The sequence below is a fragment of the Blautia sp. 2227st1_G12_2227SCRN_220401 genome (genome assembly GCF_039062885.1).
GTDB lineage: Bacteria > Bacillota > Clostridia > Lachnospirales > Lachnospiraceae > Blautia_A > Blautia_A fusiformis.
This window is the reverse complement of sequence record NZ_JBCLNI010000043.1, coordinates 1-18,226: the sequence shown is the minus strand read 5'-3', so window position 1 is coordinate 18,226 and position 18,226 is coordinate 1. Positions and strand designations below refer to the sequence as shown.

Annotated in this window: 16 protein-coding genes; 10 read left to right on the top strand and 6 right to left on the bottom strand. The window is 45.7% G+C overall.

Annotation, left to right across the window (positions count from 1 at the left end; translation table 11 throughout):
* The 6 genes from ABCM67_RS15260 to rlmD all read left to right on the top strand — a co-directional run.
* Positions 1 to 1,560, top strand: a 1,560-nt coding sequence (locus tag ABCM67_RS15260; protein WP_342992982.1) for a response regulator, incomplete at its 5' end; no start/stop codon positions are given.
* 15 nt (positions 1,561 to 1,575) lie between these two features.
* Complete coding sequence (locus ABCM67_RS15255; protein WP_021651739.1) at positions 1,576 to 2,619, top strand: LacI family DNA-binding transcriptional regulator; 1,044 nt, start codon at positions 1,576 to 1,578, stop codon at positions 2,617 to 2,619.
* Between the two features lie 747 nt (positions 2,620 to 3,366).
* Positions 3,367 to 4,380: an inositol 2-dehydrogenase gene (gene iolG, locus ABCM67_RS15250; RefSeq protein ID WP_015524414.1), complete on the top strand. Its 1,014-nt coding sequence runs from the start codon at positions 3,367 to 3,369 to the stop codon at positions 4,378 to 4,380.
* 26 nt (positions 4,381 to 4,406) lie between these two features.
* A complete protein-coding gene (iolE, locus tag ABCM67_RS15245; protein ID WP_342992981.1) occupies positions 4,407 to 5,306 on the top strand; it encodes a myo-inosose-2 dehydratase in 900 nt (299 codons plus the stop codon).
* Positions 5,307 to 5,466: 160 nt separating this feature from the next.
* The gene (locus ABCM67_RS15240) at positions 5,467 to 6,312 is read left to right on the top strand and encodes a class II fructose-bisphosphate aldolase (RefSeq protein WP_118752524.1); all 846 of its coding nucleotides are present in this window, start codon (positions 5,467 to 5,469) and stop codon (positions 6,310 to 6,312) included.
* 102 nt (positions 6,313 to 6,414) lie between these two features.
* A complete protein-coding gene (gene rlmD, locus ABCM67_RS15235) occupies positions 6,415 to 7,587 on the top strand; it encodes a 23S rRNA (uracil(1939)-C(5))-methyltransferase RlmD (RefSeq protein ID WP_059085471.1) in 1,173 nt (390 codons plus the stop codon).
* Here the strand turns inward: rlmD and eutJ are convergent.
* Positions 7,584 to 8,408, bottom strand: a complete 825-nt coding sequence (gene eutJ / locus ABCM67_RS15230; RefSeq protein ID WP_015524418.1) for an ethanolamine utilization protein EutJ — start codon at positions 8,406 to 8,408, stop codon at positions 7,584 to 7,586. The two genes, rlmD and eutJ, sit on opposite strands and share 4 nt — an antisense overlap.
* Positions 8,409 to 8,467: 59 nt before the next feature.
* Positions 8,468 to 10,600 (bottom strand): alpha-amylase family glycosyl hydrolase, encoded by a 2,133-nt coding sequence (locus tag ABCM67_RS15225; protein WP_342992979.1) that lies wholly within the window; start codon positions 10,598 to 10,600, stop codon positions 8,468 to 8,470.
* Between the two features lie 214 nt (positions 10,601 to 10,814).
* On the opposite strand from ABCM67_RS15225, the gene ABCM67_RS15220 reads away from it, so the two are divergent.
* Positions 10,815 to 11,996 carry an ATP-binding protein gene (locus ABCM67_RS15220; RefSeq protein WP_092070442.1) on the top strand — a complete coding sequence of 394 codons (1,182 nt, stop codon included), beginning with the start codon at positions 10,815 to 10,817 and terminating at the stop codon, positions 11,994 to 11,996.
* A gap of 20 nt (positions 11,997 to 12,016) precedes the next feature.
* On the opposite strand, the gene ABCM67_RS15215 is transcribed toward ABCM67_RS15220, so the two are convergent.
* On the bottom strand, positions 12,017 to 12,385 hold the full coding sequence (locus tag ABCM67_RS15215) for a hypothetical protein (RefSeq protein ID WP_015524421.1): 369 nt from the start codon (positions 12,383 to 12,385) through the stop codon (positions 12,017 to 12,019).
* Between the two features lie 269 nt (positions 12,386 to 12,654).
* Here ABCM67_RS15215 and pap point away from each other — a divergent pair, with 269 nt between their 5' ends.
* Positions 12,655 to 14,127: a polyphosphate:AMP phosphotransferase gene (gene pap / locus ABCM67_RS15210; protein ID WP_118752541.1), complete on the top strand. Its 1,473-nt coding sequence runs from the start codon at positions 12,655 to 12,657 to the stop codon at positions 14,125 to 14,127.
* A gap of 64 nt (positions 14,128 to 14,191) precedes the next feature.
* Here pap and sigG read toward each other — a convergent pair whose 3' ends face one another.
* Together sigG and ABCM67_RS15200 are read right to left on the bottom strand one after the other, a co-directional pair.
* The gene (gene sigG, locus ABCM67_RS15205; protein WP_015524423.1) at positions 14,192 to 14,971 is read right to left on the bottom strand and encodes an RNA polymerase sporulation sigma factor SigG; all 780 of its coding nucleotides are present in this window, start codon (positions 14,969 to 14,971) and stop codon (positions 14,192 to 14,194) included.
* Between the two features lie 113 nt (positions 14,972 to 15,084).
* A complete protein-coding gene (locus ABCM67_RS15200) occupies positions 15,085 to 15,339 on the bottom strand; it encodes a YlmC/YmxH family sporulation protein (RefSeq protein ID WP_015524424.1) in 255 nt (84 codons plus the stop codon).
* A 138-nt stretch (positions 15,340 to 15,477) separates the two neighbouring features.
* Here ABCM67_RS15200 and nrdR point away from each other — a divergent pair, with 138 nt between their 5' ends.
* A complete protein-coding gene (gene nrdR, locus ABCM67_RS15195; protein WP_021976805.1) occupies positions 15,478 to 15,927 on the top strand; it encodes a transcriptional regulator NrdR in 450 nt (149 codons plus the stop codon).
* Positions 15,928 to 16,118: 191 nt separating this feature from the next.
* On the opposite strand, the gene gdhA is transcribed toward nrdR, so the two are convergent.
* Positions 16,119 to 17,453 carry an NADP-specific glutamate dehydrogenase gene (gene gdhA, locus ABCM67_RS15190; protein ID WP_118752526.1) on the bottom strand — a complete coding sequence of 445 codons (1,335 nt, stop codon included), beginning with the start codon at positions 17,451 to 17,453 and terminating at the stop codon, positions 16,119 to 16,121.
* Positions 17,454 to 17,673: 220 nt separating this feature from the next.
* Here gdhA and ABCM67_RS15185 point away from each other — a divergent pair.
* Positions 17,674 to 18,226, top strand: a 553-nt coding sequence (locus ABCM67_RS15185) for an aminotransferase class I/II-fold pyridoxal phosphate-dependent enzyme (protein ID WP_342992976.1), incomplete at its 3' end; no start/stop codon positions are given.

Sequence of the window (18,226 nt, the reverse complement as noted above, 5' to 3'; positions counted from 1 at the left end):
GATTTTCTTGTAAGGAGCTATCTCAAAACCCTGGATTCCTGGGAAAAAGCAGGATATGAGATCGTGGATGATGCAGAAGACGGGGAGGAAGCTTATGGATTCCTTCAGAAAGAAAAAATCGATGTTCTTGTGACGGATCTTACCATGCCTGTGATGGATGGAATTGAGCTGATCAGAAAGATCCGTGAGGAAAACAGGGATATCTATATTATCGTGCTCAGCTGTCATGATGATTTTGAATATGTAAAAGAGGCCATGCGCCTTGGGGCGGATGAATATGTATTAAAGAACAGTCTGGACGAGGATAGTCTTTATGATACTCTGGAAAAATCAGCCCGGCTGATCGAGAAGCGCAGAGAAAAAAGTCAGGAACAGGCACGGACGAGAAAGCTGATCCATCTGGGAAGTCACGCTCTGAAGTATTATTTTTTTAACGGACTGATCTCGGGGATGCTGAAAAATCAGGCACGTGAGGAAAAGCGTGTGGAAGCCGGAATCGCCGGGAAATATTTTAACAGTGCTGTGATCTGTATGTTTATGGAGAACTGGGCAGAGAGGGAAAGACAATGGACGCCGCTGGAAGTGGAACAGTATTCCCATCATTTCCGCCACAGACTGCTGGAACGTACGGAGGAGCTTCTTGGGACAGAAAGTGAATTTACGGAAGTGGTCTATCTTGGCGCAGGGATTTTTTGCTGTTTTCTTGATCTTTCCAGAGACTGCAGGACATCGGCTATGCAGCAGAGACTGACTGAGGCAGCAGCGATCTGCTATCGGCACTGTCAGGAGGATCTTTGTGATTTTGGTATCAGTGTCAGCAGTGTCTGCATGGGAGAGGATGGGATTCGCCAGGCTTATCAGCAGGCCAGAGAAATGATGAAGCTGCATTTTTATGAGAAAAAAGAGATCCTTTATTTTGAAGGACGGAAGAAAGCGGACAGTGTTTTACCGGAAAGTGCTGAGAAGCTGGAGGGGCAGATTTCCAGGCTGAAGGCAGGGAAAGACCGAAAGAAAGCGGAGGAGCTTTGGACACAGGTTCTCGCTGACTGTCAGGATCGCTATACCGATGGAAGACTTCTGGTACAGTGGTTTAAGAAATTGAATCAGACAGCCGGAATTGAGAAAGAGCCCATCTGGTATGGAGATATCGAAAGCTTTGAGAAATTCAGGGAAAAGGGCAGTGCCTGTATTTCGCAGCTTTTTGTGGGGGAAGAGGATGCTGTTCCGGAGGGGATCTCTGCTGCTGTGAAAAAAGCACTGGAGTTTATCCGGGAACATTATGAAGCGCCGATCAGCCTTCAGGATGCAGCAGATGCGGCGGAGGTAAATCCTGCTTATCTCAGTTATCTTTTCAAACAGGAGATGAAGATCGGTTTTTCCAATTATGTGCAGGAGCTTCGGATCGACTGTGCAAAGAAGCTTCTTTCAGAGACGAACTGTAAAGTTAAGGATGTGGCGTTGCGTTCCGGGTTTGGAGATTATCATTATTTTTCCAAGATATTTAAGAAGTTTACGGGCTTAAGTCCTGCGGAATACAGAAAAGAATCCGGATTATCATAGAAAGAGGTGCTTAGTATGGGAGTTACTATAAGGCAGATCGCGGAAGCTGCCGGTGTTTCCAGAGGTACTGTTGACAGAGCGTTAAATAACAGGGGCAGGATCCGTCCGGAGGTTGCTGAGAGGATCCGTGCCATCGCTGATGAGATGGGGTATAAGCCGAATCAACTGGGCCGTGCTCTATCCATGAGCAGAAATAATATTAAGATCGGCGTGATCCTGCAGGGTGCGGAAACACCTTTTATGAAAGAAGTTCTGAAGGGAATCCAGGAGGCGTGCGCTGAGGTGGATAATCTTGGTGGTACAGTCCTGGTCCATAAGATCGAGCATCAGAATGCGGAGGATGTTATTCTCGCCATGGAGAAGATGCGGATGGAAGAGGTTCGTGGTATTGCCATGGTTCCTTTGGATGAGGAACGCGTGAAAAGGGAAATTGACCGGTTTGTGGAGGAATTTCGGATCCCGGTGGTGACGTTTACTTCGGATGTGGAGGATACGAAACGGCTTTGCTTTGTAGGGCAGAACGGTGTGCAGTGTGGCCGTGCGGCTGCGGGGCTTATGGGGGAGCTGACCGGTGGAAAAGGAAAGGTTGTTGTGATTTCCGGCTATAGTACCAATACTTCTCTGAGTAGCAGGGTGGTTGGATTCCGTGAGGAAATTGCGCGGAAGTATCCTGGGATTGAGATCATTGGGCCGGAGTATTGCTTTGAGGAGAATGGCAGGGCCAGGGAAATTACGGAAGGGATATTTAAGGATGTTCCGGATCTTGACGGGATATATCTTACTTCTCATGGGGAGGAAGGGGTGTGTGAGGCAATTGCCGGAGCGGGGAAAGCTGGTCAGGTGAAGATGGTTGCCAATGATTTTATGGGGCGGAATTATGAGCTGATGAGGGAAGGATTTATTCATTTCCTGATCGGGCAGGATGCCAGGATACAGGGGTATGAGCCGGTGATGATTTTGTTCCGGCTGCTGTTTAATGGGGAAGCGCCGGAGAGGGCGAAGATTTTTACGGAAATATATATAAGGAATGAGTATACGATTCCGGAGGGGAGACACTGAAGTGGGGTGTCTCCTTTTTTTGTGCGGAGGGACGCCGCGGAAGGGGATGCTGTCTGGTCTGCGGCTTCGTCGGGGGCTGACTTCTAGGACGCCGGAAATCTGCTAAAAGCGTTTTTCAAAAGTCCGAACTCGCGGCCTGTTGCCGCTCAGACAGCGGACTTTTGAAAAACAACGCAGATTCCCGCCGTCCAAGAATCAGCTCCCCTCCTGCAGAAGCAGAGCCAGACAGCATCCCCTTCCGCGGCTGGTGCTTCCAGCGAGAAAAAATGTCGTTTGACGATAGGTTGTGGGTCGTCAGCGCTGCGCTGGACGACTGCAAGGGCTGAGTTTGCGTCTGTTTGCCGGGAGAGTTGTGGGCATCGGCGCTGCGCTGGATGCTGGAAGGGGTGTGGCATCGGCGCTGTGCTGGATGTTTGAGGGGATGTGAGCTGTGATGCTGTGCTGGATGCTTGAAGGGATGTGAGTTGTGATGCTGTGCTGGATGTTTGGAGGGGGTGGTGTGTGGGATGATTAGGGTGATTGTATGGGAATGTGTTGGAGATATTTTCGGTGAAGTTGACCTAAAAATATTACATATTGTGGCTAAAAATAGTTCTCGTCATTTTTAATAGAAAAAAGATGGTAATATTGTACAATATTAGGGGTTGCGATTTGTGTGTTGCGATGATATTATATTAAGCATAAAGAGCGTGTTCGGACACGCAAGGAGATTACATTGGGAAAATAAATCAAAAGGAGATCAAAACTATGATTAAAGTTGGTATTATCGGAGCAGGTAGAATTGGTAGAGTTCATATTACCAGTATCACAACAAGGGTGCCGGATGCGGTGATCAAGACGGTTGCAGATCCTTTCTTAAATGATGAGACTGCTGCATGGGCTAAGAGCATGGGTGTTGAGCACACGACTAAGGATTATAAGGAGATCATCAATGATCCTGAGATTTCCGCAGTTCTGATCTGTTCTTCTACAGATACTCATTCTCCGATTTCTGTAGAGGCTATCAAGGCTGGCAAGCATGTTTTCTGTGAGAAACCGATCGATCATGACATTGCCAAGATCAAAGAGGTTATCGATGCTCTTGAGGGCACAAATCTGAAATATCAGGTTGGTTTTAACAGAAGATTCGACCATAACTTTGAGTCTCTTCAGCAGGCTGTTGCAGCTGGTAAGGTTGGTAAACCGGAGATCATCAAGATCACTTCTCGCGATCCTGAGCCGCCTAGCATTGATTATGTTAAGGTTTCCGGTGGCATGTTCCTGGATATGACAATTCATGATTTCGATATGGTTCGTTATCTTGCAGGCTGCGATGCTACAGAGGTTTATGTTCAGAGCGCAAATCTGGTTGATCCGGCTATTGGTGAGGCTGGGGATGTTGATACAGCTGTTATCACTCTTCAGATGGAGAATGGTGCTATTGCTGTTATCGATAACTGCAGAAGAGCTTCCTATGGCTATGATCAGAGAGCTGAGGTTTTCGGTTCTGATGGTATGGCTGCTATTTCCAATGACAGCCAGTCTTCCACAGTGATCAGCAATGCTGAGGGTGTTACAGGTGAGAAGCCGATGTTCTTCTTCCTTGAGAGATACATGGACGCTTATGGTAAAGAGGTTGCAGCATTTATTGATGCGATCGTTAATGACAAAGAGACACCTCTTAATGTTTATGATGGTCTGAAGCCGGTATTAATGGGTCTTGCAGCTAAGAAATCCAGCGAGGAGCACAGACCGGTTAAGATTTCTGAGATTATGGAATAATTCAAATAAAAAAGGAGAATTGATCAATGTTTGATAAGAATAAAGTAAAGCTTGGTATTGCACCAATTGCATGGACAAATGATGATATGCCGGATCTTGGCAAAGAGAATACTTTTGAGCAGTGCGTCAGTGAGATGGCTCTTGCCGGTTTCACAGGCTCCGAGGTGGGCAACAAGTATCCGAAGGATCCTGAGGTTCTTAAGAAGGCTCTTGAGCTTCGTGGTGTTGAGATCTGTAACCAGTGGTTCTCAAGTTTCCTGATCACCAAACCGTTTGAGGAGGTTGAGAAGGAGTTCCGTGCACAGCTTACTTTCCTGAAAGCTATGGGTGCGAAAGTGATCGGCGCATCTGAGCAGAGCCACAGTGTTCAGGGCCAGATGGATACTCCGATTTTCGGACATAAATATGAGATGAATGACGAAGAGTGGGATACCTTCTGCACAGGCATGAACAAGCTTGGTAAGATCGCAAAAGAGGAGTATGGTATTGCTCTTACTTTCCATCATCGTATGGGTACTGTTGTACAGAGCCTTGCTGAGGTTGACCGTATGATGGAGAATACAGATCCTGAATATGTAAGTCTTCTTTTTGATACCGGTCACTTTACATACTGTGGAGAGGATCCTCTTGAGGTTGTAAAGAAATATGTTCACAGGATCAAACATGTTCATCTGAAGGATATCCGTCCGGAAGTTGTTGAGCAGGTTAAGAAAGAAAACATGAGCTTCCTTGCAGGCGTAAGAGCCGGTGCCTTCACGATTCCGGGAGATGGATGCATCAACTATGATCCGATCTTCAAGGTTCTCGAGGATGCAGGCTACGAAGGATATATGGTTGTTGAGGCTGAGCAGGATCCGGCTAAGGCTAATCCGCTTGAGTATGCGATCCGTGCAAGAAAATTCATTGCTGAGAAGACAGGCTTATAATTACGACAGGGAAATAGGTGCATGCTGATGTACAGTTAAGCGGAATAAAGATGTCCGCTTTGCATAGAAAAAGCGGTATCAGCCAGTAGTGCTTTGACACCGCTTTTTTCTGTAAGAAGATGCAAATAGTGTACGATAAACAGGACAGGAGGGCCGAATCATGGCACTTGTGAAAATGAAAGATCTGCTGAGATGTGCCGAAGAGAAAAATATTGGCTGCGGTGCTTTCAGTGTTGGTAATATGGAAATGGTAAGAGGTGCGATCCGCGCAGCAGAAGAACTGGATACTCCGATCATCCTTCAGATCGCGGAGGTGCGTTTGAAAAATTCTCCGCTTCACCTGATGGGACCGATGATGGTACAGGCTGCAAAGGAGGCTAAGGTGGATGTGGCTGTCCATCTGGATCATGGTCTTACTTTTGAGACGGTTGACAAGGCTCTGGAGCTTGGCTTTACATCGGTTATGCTGGATGCTTCTACGCTTCCTTTTGAGGAAAACATCGCCAGAGTAAAGGCCGTTGTGGAGAAAGCACGTAAATACGGCGCTACAGTTGAGGCTGAGCTGGGATTTGTGGGCGGAAGTGAGGATGGAAGCTGTGACCACGGTATCCGCTGCACAGATCCAGATGATGCGGTCGTTTACGCAAGAGAGACAGGTATTGATGCGCTTGCAGTTGCCATCGGTAATGCCCATGGTAATTATCCGGTAGCGCCGACGCTTGCTTTTGATGTATTGGAGAAGATCCATGAGAAAGTGGATATTCCGCTGGTTCTTCATGGCGGCAGTGGTATCACTGATAAAGATTTCCAGAGGGCGATTTCTCTTGGCATCCGTAAGGTGAATATTGCCACAGCAAGCTTTAACAGCCTGACAGCTCATGTGGAGAAATATATGGAATCAACAGACAAGCATAATTTCTTTGACCTCAATGATGCTATGGTTCAGGGTACTTACGAGAATGTGAAGAGACATATTCTTGTATTTAATGAGCCATATCAGGAGTAGGCCAAGGATTTTCTTGTAAAAAAAGAAAAGGTCTGATAAGATGTTCTCAGTGAAAATAACTGGGAACATCTTTTTTGTGCCCATAAAAGAGGAGAGATAAAAATGGAACAGAAAGAGACTGTCTGTTCAGTTGCGAAGAAATGCGGCGGTTGCCGTTATCAGGGTGTATCCTACCAGGAGCAGCTTCGCAGGAAACAGAGAATTACAGAAGGCCTTCTGAAAAAATTCGGAAAAGTAGAGCCGATCATTGGAATGGAAGATCCCTATTATTACAGAAACAAAGTTCATGCAGCTTTTGGCCGTGACCGGAAGGGAAACGTAATTTCCGGGATTTATGAGGAGAAGAGTCATAGGATCGTTTCCGTAGATGACTGTATGATCGAAGATAAAAAAAGTCAGGAGATCATCCGTACCATACGTGGTATGCTGAAATCCTTTAAGATCAAGACCTATGATGAGGATACAGGATATGGACTTCTCCGCCATGTGCTTGTGCGGAGAGGCTTTTCCACAGGAGAGATCATGGTGGTATTAGTTACGGTTTCTCCAATATTTCCATCTAAGAATAACTTTGTAAAAGCTCTCCGTAAAGAGCATCCGGAGATCACTACGGTGGTTCTCAATGTCAATGACAGACAGACAAGCATGGTACTTGGAGACCGCAATATCGTACTTTACGGACCGGGATTCATCAAAGATCGACTTATGGGACTGACCTTCCGTATTTCTCCATCTTCTTTTTATCAGGTAAATCCTGTGCAGACAGAAGTACTTTACGGAAAGGCTATGGAGTTTGCGGCAATGACAGGAAAAGAGAGGGTGATCGATGCTTACTGCGGCACAGGTACTATCGGGATCATCGCTTCCGGGAATGCCAGGGATGTCATTGGTGTAGAACTGAACCGTGATGCTATCCGTGATGCCAGAATGAATGCCAGGGAAAACAAGATCCGTAATGTTCGTTTTGTTCCGGGAGATGCAGGATGGTTTATGGAAGGAATGGCAGCAGAGGGAGAGAAGGTGGAGGTTGTTCTCATGGATCCGCCACGTTCCGGAAGTGACCGTAAATTCCTTCACTCCCTTTTGACTCTTTCACCGGAAAAAATTGTTTATGTATCCTGCAACCCGGAAACCCTGGCAAGAGATCTTGCCTGCCTTACTAAGAGAGATTACCTGGTAAAGAAGATGCAGCCGGTTGATATGTTCCCGCTCACCGATTCAGTGGAGGTTGTTTGCCTTCTGGAGAATCGTAGGACCAGACCGGGAAGAGCTTAGATTTTTGGCAGCTCACAGTGATATGCGATGCCAAGGGGCGTAACAAGAAGCGGATGGACCGGACGGTATACCGGAAGCTTCAGCCTCTTTTCAAAAACGGTAGTAAATTCCTTAAACATGGAAGAACCGCCAACTACATAAACAGCCGGAACCTGATAGCCCTTTAGAAATTTCTCGGTGATCACAGCCATTTTTTCTACAGTGGCCTTGATCACAGGGAAAATTTCGTCTTCTTTTTCCGGAGTAGTTTTCAATACTTCGGCTTCCTCATAAGGGATCTTATAGTGACCGGCGACTGTCATGGTCATATGGCTGCCGCCAGTAGCCTCATCATCGGTGTAGATAACTTTTCCGTCTTTCAGGATGCTGATACCGGTTGTGCCGCCACCCACATCCACAACAGCACCGTCTGTGATCTTAAGGACAGCAGCTGCGGCAGTAGGCTCGTCCACGATATTTGTAACCTCGAAACCGGCACCCTCCAGAACATAGCCGATGCTTTTGACACTGCCTTCAGAAACTCCCGGAGGGATGGCAGCAGCACCGTAAGTAAGTTCTGTGCCAAGCCTTTCCTCCAGCTCATTTTTAAGCTTTGTCACAAGCTGGACAGATTCATAGTAATTGACGATCACTCCATCCTGAATCGCATGGGATGGTGCGGAAATTCCGGCTATGGGACGGTTATTCCGGTCGACAACGGCAAGAACGGTATTGGCAGTACCAAGGTCTATGCCTGTCTTCAGACGACCGCGGAATTTTTTACATTCACCTGTTTCTACAAGTTCTGCAAAATTGGACAAAGTTCTGTTTTTTAATTCCATTCAAAATACTCCATTTCTTTCAGACAGGGACAAAAAGAATTTTGCCCCTGATATAAATTCTAATAATTGCGGCCGGTAAAGATGGCAACGGATCTGGGCCGCATGCAGAAATCGTGTTCAATGCGTGGCTCCTGGCCTTTTTCGTAGAAATAACGGCCATTTCCGTCACCGAACGTGTTGACACAGAGATACCATGCACCGGGACGGGCAAGCTCCGGAAGTGTGACCGTTACGTCCTCCCAGTATGCGTTGATCACAATGTAGATCAGGTCATCAGTGCCTTTGCTCTTATCATAGCCTGCAAAGCTTACAGCGAAGGTGTGGGCATCTCTTGGAATGGTCACATCCCTTGCGTCAATGTTATGAGTGTGGATATTTTCCATACCGCATACTGCGTTGGGAAGCTTCCGGGAGATAACAGGGTGGTCTTTACGGAACCGGATCATAAATTTGAAAAATTCAAAAAGATCGTGATTTTTCTCCAGAAGCTTCCAGTTGATCCATGAGGTTTCGTTATCCTGACAGTAGGTATTGTTATTTCCGTGTTTTGTGTTTCCGAATTCATCACCTGCAAGGAACATCGGGGTTCCGCGGCTGGACATCAGTACAGCACAGGCATTTCGTATCATGCGGAAGCGGAGGGAGAGCACTTCGGGGTTGGTGGAATCGCCCTCTTCTCCACAGTTCCAGCTGCGGTTATCGTTGGAACCGTCGGTGTTATTCCAGCCGTTTGCTTCGTTGTGTTTTTCATTGTAGGAATAAAGATCATACATGGTGAAGCCATCGTGGCAGGTAAGGAAATTGACACAGGAATTGTATCCTGCATAATTGTCATTATGATCAGAATAAAAGCCTCCGTACAGATCACCGGAACCGGAAATACTCCATGCAGCGTCCCAGGCATTCCAGAAATCTCCCTTCAGGAAGGAACGGAGGCAGTCACGGTAACGGCCATTCCATTCAGCCCATTTGCGGCTGGCAGGGAAAGAACCAACCTGATACAGCCCGCCGGCATCCCAGGCTTCTGCGATCAGTTTGACATTTCTAAGGACCGGATCGTAAGCGAGAAGCTCCAGAAGGGGCGGATTGTTAAGTGGAGAACCGTCCTCATGGCGTCCGAGAATGCTGGCAAGATCGAAGCGGAAGCCGTCCACACGGTAGTTGATGGTCCAGTAACGTAAGCATTCAAGGATCATCTGACGTACAATGGGATGGTTACAGTTCAGAGTATTTCCACATCCGCTGAAATTGTAGTAATTTCCCTCTGGAGTCAGCATATAATAAACCTTATTGTCAAAGCCCTTAAAGCAGAAGGTTTTTCCCAGCTCGTTTCCTTCGGCGGTATGATTGAATACAACATCAAGAATTACTTCGATGCCATTTTCGTGGAGCTCACGGATCAGCTCTTTCAGCTCAGTTCCCTCACAGTTATGCTCCGGCTTGGAAGCATAGCTGGTGTTTGGAGAAAAGAAGTTGACAGAATTGTATCCCCAGTATTCCAGAAGCCGTTTGCCATTTACAGTACGGGCATTCATATTCTCGTCAAACTCGAAGATCGGCATCAGCTCTACGGCGTTGATCCCCAGTTCCTTGAGATAAGGGATCTTTTCACGAAGACCGGCAAAGGTTCCCGGGTGCATAACACCGGAAGAAGAATCCTGTGTAAAGCCGCGGACGTGAAGCTCATAGATGATCAGGTCACTGATCTTACGGGTGGACTGCGGCATGTCTTCCCAGTCAAAGGAATCACGTACCACACGGGCATGATAGCTTCCGATCTTTTGCTGGCCCCATTCACGCTGACCGGCAACGGCTTTGGCATAAGGATCAAGAAGAACCTTTGTCTTATCGAAGATGTGACCCTTTTCCGGTTCGTAAGGACCGTCAATGCGGTAGCCGTACTCCAGATCTTCGATGTCCAGTCCCATGACGATCATGGAGTAGACATCACCGATACGACAGGCATTGGGAAAAGGAAGGACTGCGAAGGGTTCCTCTTCTCCGGAGTGGAAAAGAAGAAGCTCGCAGGATGTACCGTGGCGGGTATGTGCGGTAAAGTTGACTCCGTTGGAAAGAGGAGTAGCGCCATTTAATTCAAAAAACCCGGGACGTACAGGAAATCCCGCAATAATATCTGTGGGCCGGGATGTCAGTGTATTCTCAGAGAGCATAGTCTGATTCTGTGTTTTCATTTCCGGTATCCTCCTTGGTGAAAATTTTTTTACAAACAAAAATATTATAACTGATTTTCAGAAAAAAGTACAGGCTGGGTTGTTGAGAACAAAGTGAACAGCAGCATTCCAATAACGCGGGAACCTTCGGGAAAATCTTCTTGAGGTTTTTGACGGGAAGGCTTACAATATGAACCAGAAACTTTGAAAATGTAAGGAAAGGAATAATAGCAGTATGAATGAAGAAACACTGGAGATTTCTTTTGACCAGATAGAGAAAGAACGGGGGAAATATCTTCTGATAGATACCCGTGATAAAGTAACTGTAGAATATGGAATGATCCCGGGAGCAATCTCTGTTCCGGAACAGGAACTGGAAGAGCGGGCAGAAGAACTGAGGGGGGATAAGATCCCGGTCCTTTACTGTACAAGAGGGCTTTTCAGCCAGGAGGGTGCAGAGATGCTCCGGGAAAAAGGAATTCCCGCACTGAGCCTGAAAGGTGGATATACAGGATGGCTTTTTCAGCAGATGCAGAAAGAATCCGGTAAAGAGAACAGTGAAGAAGAGGAAAATGATGCAATGGAACAGCGGCGGAAGGATATCGAGCTGAGTATCCGCAAAAAGTTCCATAAGCAGCTGTTTTCCAGATTTGCCAGGGGAATCAACGATTATGAGCTGGTGAAGCCGGGAGATAAGATAGCAGTCTGTATTTCCGGTGGTAAGGATTCCATGCTGATGGCCAAACTGTTCCAGGAACTGAAGCGTCATAACAAGTTTCCCTTTGAACTGGTGTTTCTTGTGATGGATCCGGGATATAATGAGGCAAACCGTGCGGTGATCGAGCACAATGCCAGGCTTCTCGGGATTCCGATCACAGTGTTTGAGACTGAGATCTTCGATGCGGTTTATAATATAGAAAAATCCCCATGCTATCTCTGTGCCCGTATGAGAAGGGGCTATCTTTACAGCAAGGCAAAGGAGCTTGGCTGCAACAAGATCGCTCTTGGACATCACTATGATGATGTGATCGAGACGATCCTGATGGGAATGCTTTACGGAGCGCAGGTACAGACTATGATGCCGAAGCTCCATAGTACAAATTTTGAGGGAATGCAGCTGATCCGTCCTATGTATCTGATCCGGGAGGCAGATATCAAACACTGGAGAGATTATAATGACCTTCATTTTATCCAGTGTGCATGTAAATTTACCGATACCTGTACTACCTGCCGTACAGATGGTACCAGTGTTTCCAAGAGAATGGAGATCAAGAATCTGATTGCAGAACTTAAGAAGGTAAATCCACATGTAGAAAGTAATATTTTCCGAAGTGTGGAAAATGTTAATCTTCATACAGTTATCGCATACAAAAAAGATGGAGTGAAACATTCTTTTCTGGAAGGGTATGAGGACTGACAGATATAAATAAAAGCTGCTCAGGCGTTAGCCCGGGCAGCTTTTACTTTTTCCCGCTGTTTGGTAAGATCATAATATTCATCAGAGATGATCCCGCGACTGGAAAGTGCTTCGTAGGTTTTCTGCTGTGCGGGGGTCATCTTCATTCCGATCGTGGAATTGACATCGGTCAGTACGCAGCTTGTTTTTTCTACCAGCCAGAAAAGTGCGGAATCATCATCGGGGATCATTTTCCAGATTTCGTTTTCTGTATATGGAAGAAGGGACATGAGAGTTTTTAAGTGTCCATCCTGGATCAGACGGTAATCCCCGTCCGGCATGATGATGCCATCGCCATAGAGTTCTTTTTTCTGTTCCATTTTCTGCAGAAGTTTTTCTGTGAGTTTCATGATCGGCTCCTTGATCTTTATTATTTCAACAGTTTTCAGGCACTGCTTTTTTATGAAGTTAAAAAAATAACAATCAGCGTCTATTGTATGAAGCGGCGACAAAAATGTCAAGAGGTTAAAAAGATTTTCGATGCTTATGAATGATTTTTGTTGTGCAATTTGTTTGCTTTTGTGAGGCTAAAGGTTAAAATTATGTAAAAATTATCGTAAAATAAGATCTTCTGTGGTATAATATGAATATTCAAAAAATTCAAGGAAGGACGATGCAGATGTTGAAAAACTGGAACCCGGAACAGATTCCGGAAAAAGAGGATATCAAAGTGCGTTTAAGCGCTGCAAGAACCAGATTATATGAATTGCAGATGGCTCTGAAAGAGCATAAGATTCCGGTGATCGTGCTGTTTGAAGGCTGGGGAGCTTCCGGAAAAGGAAGTACCATAAGTAAGGTGATCAAGAATATCGATCCTCGTTTCTTCAAAGTTGCGACTATGTCAGCACCTACAGAGGAAGACCTTCGGAAACCATTTCTTTACCGATATTTCAGGGAAATCCCGGAAGCGGGCAAGTTTACATTCCTGGATTCAGGATGGATGGATCAGACCTGTCGTGAACGTATGGATAAAAAGCTGAAGGGTGACAATTATTCAAAACGGATTGACAGTATCCGGAGATTTGAACGTCAGCTGACGGATAATGGATATGTACTCCTGAAATTTTTTATGCAGATCGACCGGAAAGAACAGGAAAAACGTATGGGCATCCTTCTGGAAAGCAAGGATACCAGATGGAGAGTCAATGAATATGATCTCTGGCAGAATGATCATTATAAGAAGTGCAGAAAGATTTTCGACCAGTATATGCAGGATACCAATACATCTGCGGCTCCATGGTATATTGTCGATGCCGGTGACCGGAAGTGGGCAGAACTGCAGGTACTGGAAACCATGATCAGCAATATAGAGGTTGCCATGGAAAACAGCAAACATGCAGTGCCGATCCTGCAGAATGTTTTTCCTCTGGTGGAGATGCCCAGATTAAGCGAGATTCCTCTGGATGGAAAAGAAGTGGGGGATGAAGAGTACAAGGCAGAGCTTAAGGAACTGCAGGCAAAGCTTGGAAGTCTGCATAACCGTCTTTACCGAAAAAGAGTGCCTGTGATCATCACCTATGAAGGCTGGGATGCTGCCGGAAAGGGAGGAAATATCAAGAGGATCACGGAGGCTCTTGATCCCCGTGGATTTGAGGTACATCCTATCGCAAGTCCGGAGCCTCATGAAAAAGCCCGTCATTATCTGTGGCGTTTCTGGACAAGGCTTCCCAAGGATGGTCACATTGCCATCTTTGATCGGACGTGGTACGGAAGAGTGATGGTAGAACGTCTGGAGGGCTTCTGCAGCGAGAATGACTGGAGACGTGCCTACAATGAGATCAATGAATTTGAGAAGGAGCTTTCTGACTGGGGCGCTGTGATCGTGAAATTCTGGGTCCACATTGATAAGGACACCCAGCTTGCCAGGTTCAACGACCGCCAGAGCAATCCGGAAAAACAGTGGAAGATCACGGATGAGGACTGGAGAAACCGTGAAAAATGGGATCAGTATGAAACAGCAGTAGATGAGATGCTTCAGAAAACCAGTACTGCTTATGCACCATGGCACATTCTGGAATCCGTAGATAAGAAATATGCAAGGCTGAAGGCGCTTCGGATCGTGATCGAAGAAATTGAGAAAGCGCTGAAATAAGAGATAAAAGCTGCGGCAGGATAACAGATATTCTGCTGCAGCTTTTTGTCTGAAGAGAGATGAATCAATTCCGGAGATAGTTTCGCATACTGCGAAGAGCATGTTTTTCCAGTCGGCTGACCTGAGCCTGGGAGATACCAATCTCATCAGCTACCTCCATTTGGGTTTTTCCCTCGTAGAAGCGGAGATCGATAATGTGACGTTCACGCTCTCCAAGCCGGTTCATGGCATCTCGAAGAGAAATATCCTCCACCCAGTTTTCTTCCAGGTTCTTTTTATCACTGATCTGATCCATAACATATAGGGTATCTCCGCCTTCGGAATACACGGGCTCAAAAAGGCTTACCGGGCTCTGGATCGCATCCATGGCATAGACGATCATTTCCTTGTCGATACCGATCTCATCAGCGATTTCTGCAATGGTAGGCTCTTTGAGATGCTGCCGCATATAGTTTTCCCGGGTATAGATGGTTTTGTAAGCGATATCCCGCAGAGAACGGCTGACCCGTATGCTGTTGTTATCACGGAGATATCTTCGGATCTCTCCGATGATCATGGGAACTGCATAGGTGGAAAATTTTACCTGAAGAGTGGTGTCGAAATTATCGATCGCTTTGATCAGGCCGATGCAGCCGATCTGAAAAAGGTCATCCGGATTTTCACTGCTGTTCTGAAAACGCCGGATCACGCTTAAAACAAGCCGCAGATTGCCTTTGATGTACAATTCCCTGGCTTCTTCATCGCCAGCTTTGATTCTTTTAAAGAGCTCCGCCTTTTCTTCCTGATCGAGAACGGGAAGGGTTGAGGTATTTACTCCGCAGATTTCAACTTTATTCAGTGCCATCTTAGAATCCTCCTTGTCTTGTCAGTACATTAAGATGATTCTCAGAGGGCGGTTGAAATATACTTTTTCAGGGAAAATATAAAAAATAAAGGGCCTTGACAATAAGGAGGTATTTATTCTCCGGACAGCAGTTTTTCATTACGGAAATCAACAAGGATGATATCTTCGCCGATCTGGCGGATGCAGTCCCATGGAATGGAATATTCATTTTCTTTGGAAAAACACCAGCAAAATTTCCCCGGTTCCGGCATGATCAGGGCTTTCAGACGTGCGGTTTCACAGCAGAATTCCACATCAAGAGGGCAGCCAAGACTGCGGCAGGTATGGATATTGATCACTTCTTTTTGTTTCAGCTCACAGATGCGCATAAATTCATCACCTGGTATGATTTTATGGAAAATCTGTAAAATTTATGCAAGTCCGATTATTGACACATTATGTGCATTTATTTTATAATAAAAACGAATTTAGTAATGATTTACTGATCCGGAAAGGGGGAGAGTTCTGTGAGATGTCCGTTCTGTAACCAGGATAATACAAGAGTTGTAGATTCCAGACCTGTAGAGGATACCAATTCCATCCGCCGCCGCCGTCTCTGTGATGCCTGCGGAAAGCGTTTTACAACTTATGAGAAGGTGGAAACGATTCCGCTGACTGTGATCAAGAAGGATCAGAACCGGGAAAGCTATAAACGTTCTAAGATCCAGGATGGTGTTCTTCGTGCCTGCTATAAGCGCCCCATTCCCATTGAGAGAGTGGAAGAGATGATCGATTCCATAGAAGGAGATATTTTCCGGTCAGAAGACCGTGAGATCAGCAGTACCAAGATCGGAGAGATCGTTATGGAGCATCTGAAGGATCTGGATGCGGTGGCGTATGTACGCTTTGCGTCTGTATACAGAGAGTTTAAAGATGTCAGTACCTTTATGGATGAGCTGAAGAAGCTGATCAATTAAGAGATTAAATGAATAGACCGCAAATGCAGGAGATTTCAGGCCGATTGTCAAAAGACAACCGGCCTTTTTTGAAACATGAATGTTTGATTTTTCAGAGATCGTAAAAGTGGATACAAAAAAAACAGGAACCGCATGGGAAAATCCTCTGCGGTCCCTGCTATAAATATACATTAATGATTCAGGAAACTTAATTAAACAATACCCTGAGCTTTCATAGCGTCAACAACTTTTTCGAAGCCGGCGATGTTTGCACCTACAACATAGTTGTCTTCCATACCGTAACGTTTAGCAGCGTCATCAGTTTTGTGGAAGATATCGATCATGATGTTGTGGAGTTTCTCATCAACCTCTTCTCTTGTCCAGGAAAGTCTCATGGAGTTCTGGCTCATCTCAAGTGCAGATGTGGCAACACCGCCAGCGTTTGCGGCTTTACCAGGCATGAAGAGAACACCGTTCTCCTGAAGGTATGTTGTTGCATCAAGAGTAGTAGGCATGTTTGCACCTTCAACGACGTATTTGCAGCCATTTGCAACCAGTGTTTTAGCTCCGTCAATACCAAGCTCGTTCTGAGTAGCGCATGGAAGGTAGATATCACATTTGATATTCCAGATGCCAAGTCCCTCAGTGTAGGTAGCGCCCTCAACACGGTCTGCATATTCTTTGATACGTCCACGTTTTACTTCTTTGATATCCTTTACGACGTCAAGGTTGATTCCGTTCGGATCGTAGACATATCCGTTGGAGTCGTTCATTGCAACAACCTTGGCACCAAGCTGAGTAGCTTTCTCAACAGCGTAAATAGCTACATTACCGGAACCTGTTACAACGATTGTTTTTCCTTCTACGGAATCATTGTGAGCTTTGGCGATCTCGTTGAGCATGTATACAACACCGTAACCGGTAGCCTCTGTACGGATCAGGGAACCTCCGAAGGAAAGACCCTTTCCTGTAAGGACACCCTCATAAAGGCCACGGATTCTCTTATACTGTCCGAAGAGATAACCGATCTCACGTCCGCCGACACCGATGTCACCAGCCGGAACATCTGTATCTGCGCCGATATATTTGCAAAGCTCTGTCATAAAGCTCTGGCAGAATGCCATAACCTCTCTGTCAGATTTACCCTTAGGATCGAAGTTGGAGCCACCTTTTCCACCGCCGATCGGAAGGCCTGTAAGAGAGTTTTTAAAGGTCTGCTCAAAACCAAGGAATTTCAGGATACCCTGATTTACAGAAGGATGGAATCTTAAGCCGCCTTTGTATGGTCCGATGGCGCTGTTGAACTGAACACGATATCCCTTGTTAACCTGTACAGTTCCGTTATCATCGATCCACGGTACTTTGAAGGAGATGATCCTCTCTGGCTCTACAAGACGCTCAAGGATAGAAAGTTTACGATACTCTTCCTCATTTTTGTCAATTACGACTTTAAGGGAATCGAGAACTTCCTTAACTGCCTGATGGAATTCTGGCTCGCCAGGATTCTGTGCTACAACTCTTTCATAAACTTCTTCTGTGTAAGACATTGTTGTTTCCTCCTCATCACATATTAAATTGCGTTGAAAACTAAATTCGAGTGCTATTATACATTAACATGCTAAAAAAGGGAAGTGCTAAATTTAATTTTTTTAAATTTTTATTTCTTGCGTTGAAAGCCTAAATGTGAGATGATATAGAATAAATATTTTTTGACTATGAAATTAAAATGGTTAAATAATAGTGAAAATTAGAAGAGGAGTGGTTTTTATGAGAACATTCGGGAAATCATCAAAGCTTGACAACGTGCTGTACGATGTGCGCGGACCGGTTGTGGATGAGGCTGCCAGAATGGAAGAAGATGGAATGGAGATTCTGAAGCTGAATATTGGTAATCCGTATCCGTTTGGGTTTTCAGCACCTCAGGAAGTGATCCTGGATATGCTGAGTAATGTTCGTACTTCCCAGGGATATTCCGATTCCAAGGGCATTTTTTCTGCAAGAAAAGCGATCATGCAGTATGCACAGCTTCGCGGGATCCCGGGAGTTACCATTAATGATATTTATACGGGAAATGGTGTCAGTGAACTGATCAACCTCTGTATGCAGGCGCTGCTTGATAACGGGGATGAGATCCTGATCCCGGCTCCGGATTATCCGTTGTGGACAGCTACTGCAACACTGGCAGGCGGAAATGTAGTTCATTATATCTGTGACGAACAGTCTGACTGGTATCCGGATATTGAGGATATCAAGAGCAAGATCACACCAAGGACCAAGGCGATCGTTATCATCAATCCCAATAACCCTACAGGTGCAGTAT